The sequence below is a fragment of the Pseudomonas azotoformans genome (assembly GCF_001579805.1).
GTDB classification, from domain to species: Bacteria; Pseudomonadota; Gammaproteobacteria; order Pseudomonadales; family Pseudomonadaceae; genus Aquipseudomonas; species Aquipseudomonas azotoformans_A.
The window spans coordinates 2,983,780-3,001,675 of the sequence record NZ_CP014546.1 but is presented as its reverse complement, the minus strand read 5'-3'; the positions used below and the strand labels follow the sequence as shown (position 1 = coordinate 3,001,675).

Genomic DNA, 17,896 nt, shown 5'->3' with positions numbered 1-17,896 from the left:
TTTGTGAACCCGTCAGCCCTCAATCAATGACCATTCCCTGAGTGCCCGCCCGCATGCCCAGCGCCCTGCCCCGGGCCTTTGCCTTCGTGCCCGGCCCTGCCGCCTTCGCTTTCACGTACAGCGCCCGCCGCCTTGGCCTTTTCCGCTTCCTTGCCCAGTTGATCGACCGCCGCCAGGTTGCTTTTGCGCACGCTGTCGACAAAACCCTGGAACGGCACATCGGTGATGCCCACCAGGCCAAAGTGGCCATTTTCGCCGTCCAGCAGACGCCCGGTTGCCGGCTGATCCAGGTATTGGAACCAATGCACGCCGACAATCGACGGTTCAGCCATGGCCTGCTTGAGGAAGTTGCCGTACGCCACACCGCGATCCTCTTCCCTGGCCAACTGTGTCACGCCCCCCCAGAACGGCCCACGGTCAGCCGAGCCGAAGTTGAATTCGGTGATCAGCACTGGCTTGTCCAGCGCACGCAGGGCAGCGAAGTCATAACCGTCCTGCGGCTTGAGGGTGTACATGTTGAAGCTCAGCACATCGCAATACTGGGCGCAGGACGCCACGGCTTCCGGCGTACTCACCGCGAAACGACCACCCAGCAGCAGTTGGTTGGGCGCATGCCATTTCAGCGAGTCGGAAATGGTCTTGAAGTAAGCATCGGCGAAGGTCTTCTGGAAGTATTTGAAGTCCGCTTCGATTTCCGGGTGCTCAGGGTTGGGCACCGGTGGTTCGAAGCCTGGGTCTTCCATGAGCTCCCAGCCTTTCAATTCGATGCCCCAGGCTTTCGACAGGCCTTCTTCGTTGCGGTACTTGTCGCGCAGTTGCTTGAGGAACGCGCGCTTGGCCGGAACGTCAGTGGTCATGCGCAAGGTGCCGTAGGCCAAGGCATAGCGGGATTTCGGATCATCACCAGGGCCGGCCCAGGCCAACTCGTTGTCGGCAAAGAAACCGATCAACCATGGGTCATCACGGTGATCGCGAGCGGCGATAGCGACGGCGCGCTCGGTGGCCATGGCGAAACGCGGGTCGAACGGGTCGGGCATGCCGCCCCACCAGTCGGTGCCGGTGCTGATGCTGGTGTAGTCGCCGACGATCGACAGCGGCAAGGTGTAGGACACGCGATCGGCACGGGCGAGATCGTCGTCGCTCCAGTTGCCCACGGTGTTGAAACCCCAGGCTTGCAGGCGATCGAGGGTGTGAGTGGTCCAGCGCTTCTGGTCAAACCCGTCACCGCCGTAGGTGCGTTGCAGGTTGGCGCCGTAGAAATCGTACCAGCGCCCGGCGCCAAAGCTGCGGCCTTCACCCGCACCGTTGCCGGTGCGGTTGTCGCCGCTGCCGTAATACTTGTCGAACGGTTCGCCAGCCTTGGGCAGTGCTGCGAACATCCATTCACGGCCGGACACGTAGGTCTGGTTGTTGTCCGGGGCCACGGTATTAACGCCCAGCGAATAGAACGGATGCCCCTCCGGCGTCACCAGGTACCAACGCCCGTCGCGCTTCTCGGTGCGGAAAAAGCCGCTGGCGTCGAAGGCCGGGCCTTTGTTCCAGCCGCCGAACTTATCCAGCGACGATTTCTCTCGCGTGGCCAGCCAGCCCTGGAGCTGCTGTTGCTCCTTGGCTGCTGCGGCCTTGAGTTGTTCGTCGCTGCTGACTTTTTCCGGCCAGCGGGCACGGGTGGATTGACCATAGGTATCCACCAATTCGCTGTAGGCGGCCTTCAAGACCGGCTCGCTGTCCTGCACGCCAAAGCGCTCCAGCAGGATGCTTTGGGCGGCGTTGGGCTTGATCATAGACAGCGTCACCGAGACCACCTGGCTACGGTCGATCTCGCCCGCGCTGCTGGCCAGCAATACGCGCTGGCCGTCTACGGTGATCGGCATCGGCGGGCCGGCCTTCATGCCCTGGCTCAGCGGCGAGTTGGCCTGCAACGGGACCAGCAGGGTCTGGGCCGGGCCCGCCGGCAGGTCGATGCGACTGACCAGAGTGCGGCCATCACTGCTCTGCACTTTCACGTAGAGCGTCAGCGCCCAATCCATCGCACTCTGGATGCGCAGGCTCATGGCCCCCGACTGAAACCAGTCCCAGGCGCCCGTCTGCGGGCTGAGCACCAGGCTGGGTTCGGCAGCCGGGTTGAAGGTGATGCGGCGTAGCACTTCGCCTTCAGGTGTCTGTTCAGCGTTGTACTGCGGCAGGCTGGCGTCCTGGGTCGCCACCTTGACCACATCGGCAGGCCGGACGAAATTGAACAGGGTCTGTTGCCCGGCGGGCGCGGCCAGCAAGGGCGCGGCGAACAGCAGGGCAAAAAGAGCGGGCAGCGTGCGAATCATACGAGCAAGGTTCTCCCAGACGGCCGATGAATGGCCTGATGAAATACAGTGAGATAGACCACGAAGTGGGCGAATCCGCCCACGGTGGCTTAAGAAATTTCGCGCCTGAACGGCGGCAACGCATTAAGGATAGCCTTGCCATAGCGCTGGGTGACCAATCGGCGGTCGAGCAAGGTGATGGTGCCTCGGTCCTCTTCAGTACGCAGCAAGCGACCGCAGGCCTGGACCAGCTTCAAGGAAGCATCCGGCACCGAGATTTCCATGAACGGGTTACCGCCCCGTGCTTCGATCCATTCGGCCAACGCCGCCTCGACCGGATCATCCGGCACCGAGAACGGGATCTTGGCGATCACCACGTGCTCACAGTAGGCACCTGGCAAATCCACCCCTTCGGCGAAACTCGCCAGGCCAAACAGCACGCTGGAATCCCCGCCATCCACCCGCGCCTTGTGTTTGTTCAGGGTTTCCTGCTTGGACAGGTTGCCTTGGATAAACACCTGCTTGCGCCAGTCACGGTCGAGGCCGTCGAACACGTCCTGCATCTGTTTGCGCGACGAGAACAGCACCAGCGTTCCGCGTGAACCTTCTACCAACTCCGGCAGATCACGGATGATCGCAGCGGTGTGCGCTGGCGCGTCGCGCGGGTCTGCCTTGAGGTCCGGCACTCGCAACACACCGGCGTCGGCGTGATGGAACGGGCTTGGCACCACCGCAGTGACAGCCTTTTTCGGCAGGCCGGCACGCATGCGGAAGCGGTCGAAGGTGCCTAGGGCGGTCAGCGTGGCCGAGGTGACCAGGCAGCCATAGGCCACGTTCCACAGGTTGCGGCGCAGCATCTCGGCCGCCAGGATCGGGCTGGCATTGACCTCGATGTCGAACAACGCACCGCTTTCCGACAGGGTCAGCCAGCGCGCCATGGGCGGGTTGTCTTCCGGGTCTTCAACGGTGAAGGCTGTCCACAATTCCCAGTTGCCCTGGGAACGGGACAACAGGCTGCCGAACAGCGGGTACCACTCCTCGGCCTGGTTGCTGGCGATGCCGATGTTGACCTCGCCGTCCATGCCCTCTTTAAGCAGGTCGGTGAGGCGGGTGAACAGATCAGTCAGGCGTGAGAAACCCTTCTTCAGCTCAATGCCCATTTCGCGCATGTGCTCGGGAATCAAACCGCCGACGAACCGATGGCGCGGCCGCTCACGGCCTTCGACGTCTTCGCCGGGTTTGAAATCCGCCACCTGCTCGCAGGCGCTGAACATGAATTGCTGCTGGGTCTTGATCTCCCGCGCCAGCTCCGGCACCTGTTCGATCAGCTTGCCCAGGTCGCCGGGCAACGGGTGCTGGGCGAGCAACTTGGTGAGGTTCTTCGCGGTGGTTTCCAGCCAGTCGGCAGTGGAACGCAGGCGCGTGTAGTGGGCGAAATGGCCGATGGCCTTGTCGGGAAGGTGATGGCCTTCGTCGAAAACGTAGAGGGTGTCACGCGGGTCGGGCAGCACGGCGCCGCCGCCCAGGGCCAGGTCGGCCAGGACCATGTCGTGGTTGGTGACGATCACATCAACCTTGCCCATGCCTTCGCGGGCCTTGTAGAAAGCGCACTGACCGAAGTTGGGGCAATGGCGGTTGGTGCACTGGCTGTGGTCGGTGGTCAGGCGTGCCCAGTCGGCATCCTCCAGGGCAGTGGGCCAACTGTCGCGGTCGCCGTCCCATTTATTACCGGCGAGTTTCTCGATCATGCTGGTGAACAGCTTCTGGCTGACTTCATCCACCTCGATCTTGAAGCCTTCTTCTTCAAACAGCGACGCCGTAGCGGTTTGCGCGTGGCCTTCCTGCAATAGCACGTCAAGCTTGGACAGGCACATGTAGCGCCCACGGCCCTTGGCCAAGGCGAAGGTAAAATTCAGGCCGCTGTTGCGCATCAGGTCGGGCAGGTCTTTGTAGACGATCTGCTCTTGCAGGGCGACGGTGGCGGTGGCGATCACCAGGCGCTTGCCGGCGGCCTTGGCGGTGGGGATCGCAGCCAGGCTGTAGGCAACGGTCTTGCCGGTACCGGTGCCGGCCTCGACGGCCACGACCGCGGGCTCACCCTCGCGGCGACCTTCGTCGTCGGTGTCGATATCCCCGAGGACCTTGGCCACTTCGGCGATCATCAGGCGTTGGCCATAGCGCGGTTTCAAGCTCTTGGCTTCGAGAAAACGCGAATAGGCGCCCTGGATCGTGGTTTTGAGTTCAGTGCTGATCATGGATAGTCGGGCGCAAAAAACGCTGGATAAATTTTCAGTGGTTCGGATCGGCGGCTATCATACCCCGCTAATGAATCCCGCGCAGAACGGAGTACCACAATGACCGCGTTTAGCCTCGCTTACACCCTGCATGTATTGGCCGCCCTGGTATGGGTCGGCGGTATGTTTTTCGCCTGGATGATCCTGCGCCCCGCCGCTGTGGCGGCACTTGAGGGTCCTGCCCGCCTCAGGTTGTGGGCGAATGTGTTTCAACGTTTTTTCGTGTGGGTGTGGGTCGCGGTGGCGATTTTGCCGATCAGCGGCATAGGCCTGCTGCAGTTGCGCTTCAACGGCTTTGAGACAGCACCGCGTTATGTGCAGGTGATGATGGGGTTGTATCTGGTGATGACGGCGTTGTTTATCCGTATCCAGGCGTTGAAATTCCCGGAATTGCGCACGGCGGTGGCGGCTGAGGATTGGCCGGCGGGGGCTGCGGTGCTGGGGCAGATCCGCCGGTTGGTGGGAATTAACTTGATCGTGGGGTTGGTGGTGGTGGCGATTGCTTCGGCTCGACCGATGCTTTGAATGCAGCAGCAAGTTTCAAGCTACAAGCTGCAAGCCTTTATCTTGTGGCTTGTAGCTTGTGCCTCACAACTGCGGCTCTTTAGAGCCGCTGAATAGTCACAGTACCCGCAGGCCCAGCCGGCCCCGGCTGCCCTTCCAACCCTGGGCGGCCCTTTTCGCCGCCATCAGCGCGATACACCAGGCAGCCTTTGGACTGGCCACCCTTGCCCGGCTTACCCGCCGTGCCGGCCAAACCGCCGGGACCACCGTCCACCCAGACCTTGATCTGCTGCGCCGGGAAGTCCTGCGGCAACTCGACCCGCACCTGCGCGCCGGACGCGCCAGGCAAGCCATCACCGCCGTTGTCACCATTGGCACCGCGACCGGCCGAACCCCAGGTGCAACCTGGGTCCACGCCATTGGCACCGTCCAGCCCGGCATAGCCTTGGGCACCGGCGCCGCCACGGGCGTCGACTGAAAGTTCTTCTGCTGACAGGGAATTGATGCGCAAGGTCAGGTCACGCCCGGCCTTGGCCGGTTTTTCATGGGTGCCAGGCGCGCCGCGCGAGGTGATCTGGCTGCCGTGGTCCAACTGCGCATGGCGCACCTGCAATTGCAGCGCGGTGTTGCCGGGCACAATGGCGATGCGCGCGTCGCGGCCTAGGTGCAGTTCATCCACCGTAACCTGACTGATGGTGGCAGGGATCAGCAAGGTGCCGTAATCCGCCACTTCCAAGCGTTCCAGTTGCAACACGCTGGTGCTGCTGGGCAGGCGCATCAACGAGTTGGTTTCCACACTGACGCTTTGAGCCAGGGCAACAGGGCTGACCAACAGGGCCAGCAGTAAAACCTTACGCATCGTGGAGCTCCCCTGAATTCTTTTAAGAAATATTTCTAGTTTTTCTTTGGACGCACAGTAACGACTTCCACAGGCGCTTTGCCAGTGAAGGATCAAAAAAGTTAATAAAGGGGGAGGATTGGCAGCGATGCCCCTGTGGATCCCACAGGGGCAAGGGCCGTCAGCGGTTGATCTGGATTTCCGTGCGACGGTTCAGGGCGCGGCCTTCAGCGGTTTTGTTGTCGGCTACCGGATGGCTTTCACCCGCGCCGGTCACCGAGACAAAGTTACTGCGCGGTACACCCGCACCGATCAGGTACTCCGTGACCGAATGGGCGCGTTTTTCCGAAAGTTTCTGGTTGTAGGCGTCTTTGCCGACGCTGTCGGTGTGGCCACTGACCCGCAACTGGGCGCTCGGGGCTTCCTGTTTCAAGCGCGTGGCGATGGTGTCGAGCTTGGTTTTATCCGCCGCCGTCAGCTTGGCCGAGTCGAACTGGAAGTGCACATCGCGGATCACGATGGTTTCTTCCTTGACCACGACCACTTCTTCAACCACGGCCGGTGGCGGTGTCGGTGGGCAACCATTGGCATCCACCTGCACACCTTTTGGCGTGCCTGGGCACTTGTCACGGCTGTCCGGCACACCATCGCCGTCTTCGTCGCCATCGCCGTGCACCCAGCAATACGCACCCGCCATGCCGCCGATCAGCAGAGCACCTGCGCCGGCATAGGCCGAACTTTCCGTAGCACCGATCGCCGCACCGGTCACACCGCCAAGGGCGGCGCAGGTGGGCCAATCGGTTTTTTGCAAACCTGCGCAACCTGTCAATACTCCGGTTAGCAGAACCAAGGGTAGAGCTGTCCGCATGATGCTCATCTGATTTCTCCTGAGGGGATCGGCGGGGGCCGATGGGTGGAGTAAAGACCGCTCTTTTCATCTGCGCCACTACGCCGCGCCCCTGTATTCATTGACGATCGCCGCATTCATGGGACTTTTCTCGGCCGCCCGCTCTAGGCCCGCACGCTCAGCCGCGCTAGTCTCTAGGGTCCTGATGTGAGGATCTCTGATGATCGCCGGTATTTCTGCCCGTACCCCCCAGCAAGCCTTGGCCGCCTTGCTCGACCTGCACCAGCCCAAACGCCTGTTGCTGTTGGGCGCCAGCCAGTTCCCGGCGCTGGAGGCTTTTCAACAAGCCCACCCGGATACCCAAGTGTCCGTCGCGCAGCCCGGCGCGTTGCCCACGGAGCTTGCCGCACAGCGGTTTGACCTGGCACTGGTGGTGGACTGCCTGGAGCACCTGTCAAAACCGCAAGGCCTGACCCTGCTCGGCGGCATCCGCAACCTGAATGCCAGCCGCATTGCGGTGCTGGTGGACCTGGCCGCCTGCGACTGGAAGGACACCGACTTCTTCTCCCTGGCCCTGCAGGCTGGCGAGCGCTTCCAGCGCGACGAGCAGGTTCTGACGCTGTTTACCTATGATCTGCTTGACTATAAACAGGTGCCGGACTGGCTCAACGCCCGCTTCTGGGCCAACCCGGAAAACTTCGGAAAGTATTGGTGGTAACCCGATGAGTACATCCATTTGCCCCTGCGGCAGTGGCAACCTGCTGGATGCCTGCTGCGGCCATTATCACGCCGGGCACCCGGCGCCCTGCGCCACCGCGTTGATGCGCTCGCGCTACAGCGCCTATGTGCTAGGCCTGGTGGACTACCTGGTCGCCACCACCCTGCCCGCGCAACAGGCCGGTCTGGACCGTAACGCCATCGCCGCCTGGAGTGCCCAAAGCACCTGGCTCGGCCTTGAGGTGGAAAGCTCCGAGGTGTTCGGCGGCCAGCCGGAACACGCTTTCGTGACCTTCACCGCGCGCTGGCATGACAGCACTGGCGAACATAGCCACCGCGAGCAGTCTTCTTTCGTACAGAATGACGGGCGCTGGTACTTCATCGACCCGACAGTGGAAGTGAAGGCCGGGCGTAACGATGCCTGCCTGTGCGGCAGCGGGCAGAAATTCAAGAAGTGCTGTTCCAGCTACCTCTAAACCCTCAAAGGATTAACGCCATGCTCCGGATGTACAGCTTGCTTCTGGCGTTGACCCTTGGCCTGACCGGCTGCGCGTCGTGGTTCGAAGATGATTCCCCGCCGCCCCACGTGTCCCTGGTCAAAGTCGAAGTGGTGCGCGCCAAGTTGCTGGAGCAGAAATTCAAGCTGTACTTTCGCGTGGACAACCGCGACGACGCCGACCTGACCGTGCGCGGCCTGATCTACAAGGTCACCCTGGATGATTTTGTGCTGACCGAAGGCGAGTCCAATGAATGGCTCACCGTACCGCCGCGCAGTCATAAGTTTTTCCGGGTGTCGGTGCGCACCAACCTCTGGCCGCAGATCCGCGATGTGGTGCAGATGCTGAAAAATCCCGACCGGCCGGTGCCATATCGCCTGGAGGGTGAGCTGAAAACCGGATTATTCATCGGTTATGACGTGCAGGTGAACCACAATGGCGAGATAATCCCCGGCGATTTTATTCCGGAGCGACATCGATGACTCAGCAACCCCATGTCCATGGCCCTGACTGCAACCACGATCACGATCACCATGATCACGACCACGGCCATGTCCACGGCCCGAACTGCGGCCACGCTCACCAGGAGCCAGTGCGCAACGCCTTGAAGGACGTGGGTCGCAATGATCCTTGCCCATGCGGCAGCGAAAAGAAATTCAAGAAGTGCCACGGGGCGTAAGGCCCTGACCCCGGAGGAGCCCACTTACTGTGGTGAGCGGGCTCTCCACAAAAGCAACGCCACCTCAAGCCCCCCACCTTCGCGATTACGCAAACTCAACCGCCCGTCATGCGCCTTGGCGATGGTGTGAGCGATGCTCAACCCCAAGCCATACCCACCGGTCTCGGCATTGCGTGAACCTTCCACCCGATAAAACGGCTCCATCACCTGCTCCAGCTGTTCTTGGGGAATCCCCGGCCCCCGATCGCTGATGACGATCTTCAAGCTCTCCACCTGGTCCTCGACGCGAACCACCACATCGCTGCCATAGCGCACCGCGTTTTCCAGCAGGTTCTGCACACAACGCTTGAGGCTACGGGCGTAACCCGGCAGTGGCTGTTTGGCCCGGCCTTCGATCACCACGTTTTCGCCCACATCTTGCAGATCCGCCTGCAAGCTTTGCAGCAAGGCGTTGATATCGATGTTCTGCCGTGCCTCGTTGATTTCGCCACTGCTGACAAAGTCCAAGGTGCTGGAGACCATGTGCTCCATTTCTTCCAAGTCACTGCGAAAACGCTCCTTGGTGCGGTTGTCTTCCAGCATTTCGGTGCGCAGGCGCAGGCGTGTGATCGGTGAACGAAGGTCGTGGGAAATAGCCGCAAGAAACCGCGTGCGCTCGGCAATATTGGCGATCAGCCGCTGTTGCATGGCATTGAACGCCTGGGCAGCACGGCGTACTTCGGTGGGGCCGTCCACCGATAACGGCGGGCGCTGGATATCCCGCCCCAGGGCTTCGGCCGCCTTGGCCAGCGCGTTGAGCGGACGGATCGCCAGGCGCACCGCCACCAGCGCGATCAACACCAGCACCAGCACCCGCAGCAAATAAATGCGCATGACGTAATCGAACAGCAGGTCCAGCGGTGAAGTGCTGGTCCAACCCTGTTCTTCGCTGGCATCCACCTGCAACCAGCGGCCGTCAGGCAGGCGCAGGTCGATCAGAAACTGCCCCACCACCGGTTTGGAACCGAGCAGGGTCGACAGCCCGGCGGTTTGCCCCTCACCATCCACCAACGACAGGCGCAACAGGATCAGGGTCTGGGCGTAGCCGGTTTTTTCCGACAACACCTTCTTGATCAACCGTTCGGTGGGCCGGTCGCTGTCGTGAAGCGTGCTGGGCGTATTACTGGCCTGATCGCTGAGGGTCAGGCGGAAGGTCGGCGTGTCGAGCATCTTGATCAGCTGGTCCGCCTGTTGCGGGTCGCTGTGCACCAGGCGCACCACGTCCGCCAGGCGCGTGGCGATCAAGCGCGCCGGAATTTCCAGCACCTGCCCATGGCGACGGTCGTACCAGATGCTACTGGTCAGCGCCTGCGCCGCGAGCATGCCGCTGACCAAAATCAGCACCAGCCGCCCGAACAACGAACGCGGCAGCAGTCTCACGACTCCAGCACCACGTCGTCGGCGGTGAGCATGTAGCCTTCGTTGCGCACGGTCTTGATCAAATGGGCCGGCAGTTGCGAGCGCAAGCGGCTGACGCACACGTCGATGGAACGGTCGAACGGCGTGCTGTCCTTGTCGAACACGTGGTTGAGTAAAAAGTCGCGGCTCAACGGGCGATTGGGGTGCTGCAACAACAGGCGCAACACGCGGTAATCCGAGTTGCCCAGGCTGACCACCACCCCCTCCGGCGAGAGCAACTGTCGCGCCCGCGTGTCGAGCTGCCAGCCGGCAAAACGGATGCTCGGTGCTTCATCCAGGCGCGCGCGGTCGGGAAAGCTCTGCACCCGGCGCAGCACCACCTTGATCCGCACCAGCAGTTCGCGTGGGTCGAACGGTTTGGGCAGGTAATCGTCGGCGCCAATTTCCAGGCCGACGATGCGGTCGATCAACGAACCTTTGGCCGTGAGCATCACCACCGGGATGTTGGAGTTCACCCGCAGTTCGCGGCACAGGCTCAGGCCGTCTTCGCCGGGCAGCATCAGGTCGAGGACGATCAGGTCAATGACATTCAGCGCCAGACGACGGCGCATTTCCTTGCCGTCGGCGGCGGTGGACACCTGGAAGCCAGCGTCGCTCAAGTAGTCGCAGAGCAACTGGCGGATTTGCTGATCGTCATCAACGATCAGCAGGTGGTCTTGCTTGGCCATGGGCAGTCAATCCGAAAAACAATGAAACGCAGCAAATAGCCGAAAGTTCAGCCAGCCGTGCAGGCAAATGTAATGGAATGTTGTAGGAAACCATAATCACGCATCAGCGATACAAACCTGGGGTATGGCAGGGGAAATCGCTCTTTAGACTACCGAACCTAAATGAGAGTAATTGTAATTTAGACTCGGAAGCCACTCATGTCATTGCCCACACCTCGCAGCCACACGCTGCACACTACTCTGGCGCCGATGTTCGGCCTGCTGGCTGCCGGCAGCGTCGTACCGGTTGCCTTGGCTGACGCGCCAACGGCCACGTCCAATGACTCGGTGCTGAGCCTGCCGGAAATCAAGGTTGATGGCGAAGCCACCTCCACCTTCAAGGTGGACCGGGTGACCTCGGCAAAAATCAGCCAACCGCTGCTGGACGCCCCGCAAAGCGTGACCATCGTGCCGCAGCAGGTGCTCAAGGAGCAGAACGCGCAGACCCTGCAGGAAGTGTTGCGCAACGTGCCGGGCATTACCTTCATGTCCGGCGAGGGCAACCTGGGCTGGGGCGACCTGTTTTCGATTCGCGGGTTTTCTTCCGAGCAGAGTCTGACCGTCGACGGCGTGCGCGATGCGGGCATGTCCACCCGTACCGACACCTTCAACCTGCAACAGGCGGAAGTGTTCAAGGGCACCGGCTCCATCGAATCCGGCGTGTCCGCCGTGGGTGGCAGCGTCAACCTGGTGAGTAAAGAAGCGCACTTGGGCGACGCCAACCGCGTCTCCGCCGGTATCGGCACCGATGCCTACCGCCGTCTCACCGCCGACCTGAATAAACAGATCAACGACACCACCGCCGTACGCGTCAACCTGATGAAGCACTACAACCAGGTGGCCGAACGTGACGACGTGGACTACGACCGCTGGGGCATTGCCACCTCGTTCGGCTTCGGCCTGGGTACTGACACGCGCTTCTTCATCGACACTTTCTATCAGAAAGACACCAACACCCCGGACGGCGGCGTGCCGATCCAGCGTGGGACGAATGGCGACCGCATGCCCGGCGTGAAGCGCTCCAACTGGTACGGCGACTCCAGCCTCTACACCCAAGAGAACAAAACCACCTCGCTCACCGCACGCTTCGAGCATGACTTCGACTGGAATGACGCCAACCTGCGCAACCAGACCCGTTGGGAACGCAGCGACAATTTTGCCGTGCTCTCCCCGGCGCGCTTCTTCGCCGCCAATGCCAACGGCCAGAAGACCTGCACCGGCACCCGCTGTGCGACCTTGGGCTACACCGGTGTAGGGCCGATCAGCCAAGTGCCGGGCAGCACGGTGAATGCCTACACCGATTATGTAAATAACAGTAATACCGCCTACGGCATCCTGCGCGGCAGTGACTTCGGTTTGTCCAAGCGCTACACCATCCTCGACAACCAGACCGACTTCAATTTCAACCTCACCACCGGCAGCCTGCAGCACGCCGTGGTCAGCGGCCTGGAGTTCTATCACGAGACCTACGGCGGCCTGAAACGCAACGCCAAGGTGCCGGCCGGCGACATGTTGTTTGACATGAACGACCCCAGCCACAGCTTCGCTAGCACCTACGTGACCAAAGGCGATGGCGACCCGCGTTCGGTGATCGACAACGCCGGGATCTATCTGGGCGACACCATCACCCTCAACGATCAGTGGCAAGTGCTGGGCTCGTTGCGCTATGACAACTGGCGCGCACAAACCAGCCAGCGTGGCCAGGCCAGCATCAGCAGCACTGACGGTGCCGTCAGCGGTCGGGTTGGCGCGGTGTTCAAACCGCTGCCCAACGGCAGTATCTATGTGTCCTACAGCGAAGCGGCGCAGCCGTCGGCACTGGGCGCATCGACCAACAACCAGATCTACGGCGCGGCCAGCACCAGCAACTACAGCCCGGCCAAGTCCAAGACCTATGAACTGGGCACCAAGTGGGACATTGCCCACGACAGGCTCAACGTCACGGCGGCGATCTTCCGTACCGAACTGGACAATGCCTGGGAATACCAGGACGGCGAATCCGCCCCGGTACGTGCCTTGCCCGCCAAGCGTGTAGACGGCATCGAACTGGGCCTGCAAGGCAATATCACCCCGCGCTGGACCGCCTACAGCGGGTTCTCGGCACTCAAGAGCACCCAGACCAAAGGCATCAACAAAGGCGCCGAAGCCAAGAACGTCCCCGACCTGACCGCCAACCTGTGGACCACCTACGCCGTCACCGACGCCCTGAGCCTCAGCTACGGCGAGCAATACGTGGGTCGACGCCGCTACACCGACAACAAGTACGTCGGCGGCTTGAACAACAACAGCAGCTACGCCAATGGCCCGTCCGGCGTGTACGCGATCTACACCCGCGACCACGAAAAAGCCCCCGGCTACTGGCTGAGCAACCTGGCCGCACAATACAAGGTGAACAAGGACACCACGGTCAACCTCAACCTCAACAACGTGTTCAACAAGTTTTATTACAGCCAGGTCGGCGCGTCCCTCGACGGCTTCCAGCTCTACGGCATCCCAGGTGCCGGGCGCACCCTCACCGCCAGCGTCGACTATGAGTTCTGAACCGTGTTGATCGAAATCCCGGCGCTGCTCAGCGCCAGCGAAGTCGAAACCACCGTGGACACCTTGCTCGATCAGCCCTGGGTTGACGGCAAGGTGACCGCCGGACAGCGCTCGGCCATGGCGAAAAACAACCGACAGTTATCGGAAGATTCGCCAGTGGCCCTGCGCATCGGCGAGCAGATTCTGGCGCGGCTGTCGGACAACGCGCTGTTCATGTCGGCCGCCTTGCCCAAGCGCATCTACCCGCCGCTGTTCAACCGCTACAGCGGCGGTGAAGCGTTCGACTGGCATATCGACAACGCTATTCGCGGCATCAAGGGCGTGCGCGAGCGGGTGCGCACCGACATCTCCGCCACGCTGTTCCTGGCCGACCCGGCCAGCTACGACGGCGGTGAACTGGTGATCCGCGACACCTTCGGCGAGCACGCGGTGAAGCTGCCCGCCGGCCACCTGCTGATCTACCCCGGCAGCAGCCTGCACAAGATCAACCCGGTGACCCGTGGTGAACGCATCGCGAGTTTCTTCTGGATCGAAAGCCTGGTGCGCGAAGACAGCCAGCGCCAGTTGCTCTTGGACATGGACGTCGCCATCCAGACCCTCACCGTCCAAGACGCCGACCACCACGCGCTGCTGCAACTGAGCGGCGCCTATCACAACCTGTTGCGGCGCTGGAGCGATGTCTGATGCGCCGCCTTCACCTGGAGTCCCTGCCATGTTGAAACCCCGTCACCTGCTCAAGTTGGGCGTGCTGTTCGGCGCCCTGGTCCTCGGCTATGCCGAAACCGCTGCGGCCCATGAAGTCACCGACGTGCTGGGCCGCAAGGTCGAAGTGGCTGACAACGTAAAACGCGTGGTCCTCGGTGAAGGCCGGTTGATTTCGGCGTTTGCCCTGCTGGACCGCGACGCGCCGTTCCAACGCATCGTCGGCTGGCAGAACGATTTGAAGCTGCTGGACCAGCACACCTATAACGCCTACGTGGCGAAATTTCCCACGGTGAAAGACATCCCATTGATCGGCCAAGCGTCGGAGCAAAGCGTCAGCGCCGAGGAAATCCTCTCGCTGAAACCTGACCTGGCGGTGTTCAGCATTTCCGGCCACGGCCCTACCGAACACAGCCCGGTCGCCGATGTGCTGGCCAAGGCGGGCATTCCCGTGCTGTTCGTCGACTTCCGTATCAATCCGGTGCAGGGCACTCACACCAGCATGACCGCGCTGGGCCAAGCATTGGGGCGTGAAGCCCAGGCCAAAGCGTTCCTGGGTTTCTATGACCAGCACATCAAGGTGATCACCGATGCGGTCGCCACCTTGCCGGCGGGGCCGCGCCCGAGTGTGTTCCTCGAACTGCTGGCCGGGGCCTGGCAAGCGCCGGGGCACACCACCGGCAAAAGCGGCATGGGTGAAGTGATCAAGCTGGTGGGCGGGCGCAACATCGCCGCCGACGTGGTGCCGGGGGCGCTGGGGGATATCAGCGTGGAGTACGCGCTGAAGGCGGATCCGGATATTTATGTCGCCACCGGTAACCACAAGCCTGGGCTGATCCTGGGGGCTGGCGTCAGCAACGACGAGGCGCGTGAAGCCTTCGACCGAGTGCTGGCACGCCCGGAATTCGCCAACCTTCGCGCCATCCGCGAAGGCACTGCCCACGGCCTGTGGCATGACTTCTACAACTCGCCGTACAACCTGCTCGCGATTGAGTCGTTGGCCAAATGGGTGCACCCAGAACTGTTCGCCAAGCTGGATCCGCAGGCGACCATGGCGCAGATCAACGCGCAGTTCCTGGGGATGCCGTTGCAGGGTGCCTATTGGATCGACACCCCTAAATGACCACCCAGACCCTCGACCTCGCCAGCGCCACCCACGGCTACCGCCGCCTGCTGGCGCGGCGTACCTGGCTGCTAGGCCTGCTCGGTACCGCACTGGTTTGCGCCATTCTGGTGGACCTGGCCAGCGGCCCGTCGGGCATGGGCCTGCTGGCCTTGCTCGACGGTATCCTGCACCCGTCGCACCTGAGCGCCACCGACCAGGTGATCATCTGGAACGTGCGCCTGCCCTACGCGCTGATGGCGGTGTTGGTGGGCTGCGCGTTGTCGTTGGCCGGGGCCGAGATGCAGGCAATCCTGAACAACCCGCTGGCCAGCCCGTTCACGCTGGGCGTGTCGTCGGCGGCAGCGTTGGGCGCGTCACTGGTGATTGTGTTTCCGGTGACAACGCTGTGGGTGTCAGCCAACACGGCGATTTCCATCTCGGCCTTCATCTTCGCCGCTGCCTCGGTGTTTTTGCTGCAAGCCATGTCGCGCCTGCGCGGCGCCGGGGTGGAAAGCCTGGTGCTGTTCGGCATCGCCCTGGTGTTCAGTTGCAACGCGGTGGTGGCCTTGCTGCAACTGGTTGCCACCGAAGATGTGCTGCAACAACTGGTGTTCTGGACACTGGGCAGCGTGACCCGCGCCAACTGGGACAAGCTCGGCATCCTGGCCCTGGTGGTGGCGGTCGTCATGCCGTTTTCCTTTGCCGCCGCACCGCGCCTGACCCTATTGCGCATGGGTGAGGACCGCGCGCAAAGCTTTGGCGTGGATGTGAAGCGGCTGCGGTTTTTCTCACTGCTGCGCATCAGCCTGCTGTCGGCCACCGCCGTGGCCTTTGTAGGCACCATCGGATTTATCGGCCTGGTCGGTCCGCATATCGCGCGGATCCTGGTGGGTGACGATCAACGTTTCCTGTTGCCGGCCAGCGCCTTGACCGGCGCGTTGCTGCTGGCGCTGTCGTCGATTGCCAGCAAGTTGATCATGCCCGGTGTGATCGTGCCGGTGGGTATCGTCACCGCGTTGGTGGGCGTGCCGATTTTTGTGGTGCTGGTGTTCAAGCGCGGGAGGCAGTTATGAGCGAAGGTTTGAGCGTACACAACGCCCAGGTAAGTTACGGGCGCCGGCAGATCGTGCACGACCTGAGCCTGCCTACCCTGCCCCATGGCAGTTTGACCGCGCTGATCGGCCCCAATGGCGCCGGCAAGTCCACCCTGTTGCGTGCCGTGGCCGGGCTGGAAAAGATGCAAGGCGTTGTACGATTGGGTGACCTCGACCTGTCGGCCATGTCCGTCGCCGAGCGTGCACGACGCGTGACCTACATGCCGCAGAACCTGCCGCCGGGCTTGAGCCTCAGCGTGATGGAAAGTGTGATCGCCGCCCTGCGCGTGGCGAATGTCGAGGGCATTCCCTTGTCCAGCGACGCCTGCCTGCGTGAAGCCTTCGACGCCTTGCAGCGCATTGGCATAGTGCATTTAGCTGATCAGTTGCTGAGCACCCTCTCCGGCGGCCAACGCCAACTGGTCAGCCTCGCGCAGCTCATCGCCCGTCGCCCCCAGGTGATGCTGCTGGACGAACCCACCAGCGCCCTCGACCTCAATTACCAACTGAAAGTGATGGACTGCGTACGCGGGCTGGTGCGCGAACACAACTTGATCGCCGTGGTGGTGCTGCACGACATCAACCTGGCTGCGCGCTTCGCCGACCATATCGCCGTGCTGCGCCAGGGACGTTTGTACGCCAGCGGCGCGGCGGACGAAGTGCTCAATCCACTGCTGTTTGCCGAGGTGTATCGCGTGCGGGCGCGCATCGAGCGCTGTTCGCAGCAATCGTTGCAGGTGCTGGTGGATGGCGCTTTTTGATTTGCTTCTAAGGGTATGCGCAAATGTTTCATTGAATTTTCGCACACCCAACATTACCTATACCTACAGGCATCCGCTCAAGCATCACCACTTTTGGAGAGCTTCATGATCGACCTGTATTACTGGACTACCCCTAACGGTCACAAAGTATCGCTGTTCCTGGAAGAAGCCGGCCTGCCCTACAAGGTGCATCCGATCAACATCGGCCAGGGCGACCAGTTCAAGCCTGACTTCCTGAAGATCGCTCCCAACAACCGCATTCCGGCCATCGTCGACCAGAACCCGACCGACGGCGGCGCGCCGATTTCGCTGTTTGAATCCGGCGCAATCCTGTTGTATCTCGCGGAAAAAACCGGCCAGTTCCTTCCAACAGACTTGCGCGGTCGTCAGGAAGCGCTGCAATGGCTGTTCTGGCAAATGGGCGGCCTGGGGCCGATGGCGGGTCAGAATCACCACTTCAGCCAGTTCGCACCGGAAAAAATCCCTTACGCGATCAAACGTTATGTGGACGAAACCGCCCGCCTGTACGGCGTGCTGGACCGACGTTTGGCGGACCGTGCATTCGTGGCGGGTGAGGCCTACAGCATTGCCGACATGGCGATCTACCCATGGATTGTTTCCCACAAGTGGCAGAGCCAACGGCTGGAAGATTTCCCACATCTGCATCGCTGGTTCAACAGCATCAAGGAACGGCCGGCAACAGTGCGTGCCTATGAGCTGGTGCAGAAAGTGAACCCGCCCAAGTCTTGATACGCAATTCCTGAAAATAAGGCATAGCTCCTGCTTGCGTCGTTTCGCCGCGCTCACTAACGTAGCGCCTTTACTGACGCTACCCCCCGCAGGAGCTTTGCC

General features: G+C 61.8%; 17 protein-coding genes. 11 read left to right on the top strand and 6 right to left on the bottom strand.

The annotated features are described in order from the left end of the window. Positions 1 to 23: 23 nt before the first annotated feature. Together AYR47_RS13880 and dinG are read right to left on the bottom strand one after the other, a co-directional pair. A complete protein-coding gene (locus tag AYR47_RS13880) occupies positions 24 to 2,321 on the bottom strand; it encodes a beta-galactosidase (RefSeq protein WP_061435580.1) in 2,298 nt (765 codons plus the stop codon). A gap of 89 nt (positions 2,322 to 2,410) precedes the next feature. Further along, a complete protein-coding gene (gene dinG, locus AYR47_RS13875) occupies positions 2,411 to 4,555 on the bottom strand; it encodes an ATP-dependent DNA helicase DinG (protein ID WP_033902752.1) in 2,145 nt (714 codons plus the stop codon). Positions 4,556 to 4,654: 99 nt separating this feature from the next. Here dinG and AYR47_RS13870 point away from each other — a divergent pair, with 99 nt between their 5' ends. Further along, on the top strand, positions 4,655 to 5,119 hold the full coding sequence (locus AYR47_RS13870) for a CopD family protein (RefSeq protein ID WP_010212384.1): 465 nt from the start codon (positions 4,655 to 4,657) through the stop codon (positions 5,117 to 5,119). Between the two features lie 79 nt (positions 5,120 to 5,198). Here the strand turns inward: AYR47_RS13870 and AYR47_RS13865 are convergent, their stop codons facing one another. Next, entirely contained in the window at positions 5,199 to 5,957 is a 759-nt protein-coding gene (locus AYR47_RS13865; protein WP_061435578.1) for a hypothetical protein, read from the bottom strand. 160 nt (positions 5,958 to 6,117) lie between these two features. Beyond that, entirely contained in the window at positions 6,118 to 6,813 is a 696-nt protein-coding gene (locus AYR47_RS13860; RefSeq protein WP_033902754.1) for an OmpA family protein, read from the bottom strand. A 190-nt stretch (positions 6,814 to 7,003) separates the two neighbouring features. Here AYR47_RS13860 and AYR47_RS13855 point away from each other — a divergent pair, with 190 nt between their 5' ends. From AYR47_RS13855 to AYR47_RS13840, 4 genes are read left to right on the top strand one after another with little or no spacing between them, the layout of a single operon-like run. Then, positions 7,004 to 7,501: a DUF6231 family protein gene (locus tag AYR47_RS13855; RefSeq protein ID WP_033902755.1), complete on the top strand. Its 498-nt coding sequence runs from the start codon at positions 7,004 to 7,006 to the stop codon at positions 7,499 to 7,501. Between the two features lie 4 nt (positions 7,502 to 7,505). Beyond that, positions 7,506 to 7,976 carry a YchJ family protein gene (locus AYR47_RS13850; protein WP_033902756.1) on the top strand — a complete coding sequence of 157 codons (471 nt, stop codon included), beginning with the start codon at positions 7,506 to 7,508 and terminating at the stop codon, positions 7,974 to 7,976. Positions 7,977 to 7,996: 20 nt separating this feature from the next. Next, positions 7,997 to 8,479: an LEA type 2 family protein gene (locus tag AYR47_RS13845; RefSeq protein WP_016975046.1), complete on the top strand. Its 483-nt coding sequence runs from the start codon at positions 7,997 to 7,999 to the stop codon at positions 8,477 to 8,479. Continuing rightward, a complete protein-coding gene (locus tag AYR47_RS13840; protein ID WP_003189235.1) occupies positions 8,476 to 8,676 on the top strand; it encodes an SEC-C metal-binding domain-containing protein in 201 nt (66 codons plus the stop codon). The genes AYR47_RS13845 and AYR47_RS13840 overlap by 4 nt, the downstream gene beginning before the upstream one ends. A 24-nt stretch (positions 8,677 to 8,700) precedes the next feature. On the opposite strand, the gene AYR47_RS13835 is transcribed toward AYR47_RS13840, so the two are convergent. Together AYR47_RS13835 and AYR47_RS13830 are read right to left on the bottom strand one after the other, a co-directional pair. Then, positions 8,701 to 10,095 (bottom strand): ATP-binding protein, encoded by a 1,395-nt coding sequence (locus AYR47_RS13835; RefSeq protein ID WP_061435577.1) that lies wholly within the window; start codon positions 10,093 to 10,095, stop codon positions 8,701 to 8,703. Further along, positions 10,092 to 10,802 carry a response regulator gene (locus tag AYR47_RS13830; RefSeq protein ID WP_033902758.1) on the bottom strand — a complete coding sequence of 237 codons (711 nt, stop codon included), beginning with the start codon at positions 10,800 to 10,802 and terminating at the stop codon, positions 10,092 to 10,094. The genes AYR47_RS13835 and AYR47_RS13830 overlap by 4 nt, the downstream gene beginning before the upstream one ends. A gap of 198 nt (positions 10,803 to 11,000) precedes the next feature. Between AYR47_RS13830 and AYR47_RS13825 the strand changes: the two genes are divergently transcribed. From AYR47_RS13825 to AYR47_RS13800, 6 genes are all read left to right on the top strand, one after another. Next, the gene (locus tag AYR47_RS13825) at positions 11,001 to 13,382 is read left to right on the top strand and encodes a TonB-dependent receptor (protein WP_061435576.1); all 2,382 of its coding nucleotides are present in this window, start codon (positions 11,001 to 11,003) and stop codon (positions 13,380 to 13,382) included. 3 nt (positions 13,383 to 13,385) lie between these two features. Then, the gene (locus AYR47_RS13820) at positions 13,386 to 14,066 is read left to right on the top strand and encodes a Fe2+-dependent dioxygenase (RefSeq protein ID WP_061435575.1); all 681 of its coding nucleotides are present in this window, start codon (positions 13,386 to 13,388) and stop codon (positions 14,064 to 14,066) included. A gap of 28 nt (positions 14,067 to 14,094) precedes the next feature. Next, positions 14,095 to 15,207: an ABC transporter substrate-binding protein gene (locus AYR47_RS13815; RefSeq protein WP_061435573.1), complete on the top strand. Its 1,113-nt coding sequence runs from the start codon at positions 14,095 to 14,097 to the stop codon at positions 15,205 to 15,207. Beyond that, positions 15,204 to 16,262, top strand: coding sequence for a FecCD family ABC transporter permease (locus tag AYR47_RS13810; RefSeq protein WP_061435570.1), 1,059 nt, complete (start codon positions 15,204 to 15,206; stop codon positions 16,260 to 16,262). The genes AYR47_RS13815 and AYR47_RS13810 overlap by 4 nt, the downstream gene beginning before the upstream one ends. Beyond that, positions 16,259 to 17,044, top strand: coding sequence for an ABC transporter ATP-binding protein (locus AYR47_RS13805; RefSeq protein WP_061435568.1), 786 nt, complete (start codon positions 16,259 to 16,261; stop codon positions 17,042 to 17,044). Before AYR47_RS13810 ends, AYR47_RS13805 begins: the two co-directional genes overlap by 4 nt. A gap of 105 nt (positions 17,045 to 17,149) precedes the next feature. Continuing rightward, positions 17,150 to 17,794: a glutathione S-transferase N-terminal domain-containing protein gene (locus tag AYR47_RS13800; protein ID WP_033902764.1), complete on the top strand. Its 645-nt coding sequence runs from the start codon at positions 17,150 to 17,152 to the stop codon at positions 17,792 to 17,794. Positions 17,795 to 17,896 lie beyond the last annotated feature (102 nt).